We start from the raw sequence: 1579 nt of genomic DNA on the forward strand, positions 1-1579 counted from the left end.
GCAGTCGGCCGCGGCCGCGCGCGGCACCGACGTGCGCCACGAGACGCCCGCCCGCGGCATCCGGGTGCTCGACGACGACCGCGTGCAGGTCGAGACCGATCGCGGAACGATCACGGCCCGCCGCGCAGTGGTGGCCGTCGGCGGCTGGACCTCGAAGCTGCTCGGCGGCCTGGTCGACCTGCCGCGTCTCGTCGTCACCCAGGAGCAGCCGGCGCACTTCGCCGTGCGCGACGACACGATCACGTGGCCCGGATTCAACCACCACCCCGGCCCGGGCGACGACTGGTGGTACTCGGGCACCTACGGCATGCTCACGCCCGGCGAGGGCGTGAAGGCGGGGTGGCACGGCGTGGGTCCCATCGTCGACCCCGACCTGCGCGACTACGAGGCGGAGCCCGTGCAGCTGGCCGCGCTTCGCCGCTACGCCCGCGAATGGCTGCCCGGCGTCGACGCCGCGGCCGYGACGCCGATCAGCTGCACGTACACGACGACGCCCGACTCGACCTTCGTGCTCGACGCGTCGGGTCCGATCAGCGTCGGCGCGGGCTTCTCGGGGCACGGGTTCAAGTTCACGCCGGCCGTCGGCCGCATCCTCGCCGACCTCGCCGACGGGCGCCCGGCGCCCGGCGTCTTCCGCCTCGGCCGCTTCGCCACCACCTGACCTGGAGCACGCATGACCGACTGCCGTCCCCTCGCTGCTTCCCGCATCGATGCCGTCGAGCTCGAGCGCGTCGACTGGCACGATCCGCGGGCCGTCGCCCTTCGTGCCGCCATGGACGACGAGATCGGCCCGCGCTACGCCGGGGATGTCGCCGAATTCGATCCCGACGCGCTCGCCGCCGTCTCGCGGGCGCTGGCCATCGATCCCGACGACATCGTCGCCACGCTCATCGCGACGGTCGACGGTGTGCCGGCGGGGCACGCGGCGCTCCGGCGACTGGGCGACGAGTGGGAGCTGAAGCGCGTGGTGACCCTGCCCGAGTTCCGCGGGCGGGGCGTCTCGCGAGCGCTGATCACCGAGATCGAGCGCCTCGTCATCGAGCAGGGCGGCACCCGGCTCATCCTGCAGACTGGCCACCGCCAACCCGAGGCCGTGCGCCTCTACGAGTGGCTCGGCTACCGCCCCATCCGGGTCTACCCGCCCTACGACGCGATCAGCTTCTCGCACTGCTACGCCCGCGACCTCGACTGAGTCGTCGCGGCCGACGTCGACGCGACGTCGAGCCGTCGCGCGTAGGAGTTCGACACATGCCGCCGACGGAAATCGTCATGTTGCGGCCGCCGAAGCCCGGAATCGCGGCGATCTCCACCCTGCGATGACGCGGGGTGACGCTTTCGGTCGCCCTGTGAAACACCGCGTTGCCCGGCTCCGCACCGCTCCCTAGCTTCGACATACCGGCCCCGTCACGGCGGCCGGATCGAACCGAAGAGGACGGAGCGAGCGATGACCACCCAGTTGAGCGTGCGGTACGTGAGCGCGGACGACGCGTTGGCGAAGCCCCTGCTCGCCGACCTCGAGCGGGAGTACGACGGCCGCTACGGCGAGTTCTTCGGCGAGCGTGCCAGCGCCGAGCTGAAC

2 protein-coding genes are annotated in these 1579 nt (G+C 72.2%); both read left to right on the top strand.

The features are described 5' to 3' along the window. A partial coding sequence (locus AC1DY2_RS19630; RefSeq protein WP_476763936.1) for an FAD-dependent oxidoreductase occupies nucleotides 1-661 on the top strand: 661 nt, incomplete at its 5' end. Between the two features lie 12 nt (nucleotides 662-673). Beyond that, complete coding sequence (locus AC1DY2_RS19635; RefSeq protein WP_476763937.1) at nucleotides 674-1192, top strand: GNAT family N-acetyltransferase; 519 nt, start codon at nucleotides 674-676, stop codon at nucleotides 1190-1192. The last annotated feature ends 387 nt before the right edge of the window (nucleotides 1193-1579 follow it).

The sequence above is a fragment of the Agromyces sp. P1_H4 genome (assembly GCF_056405255.1).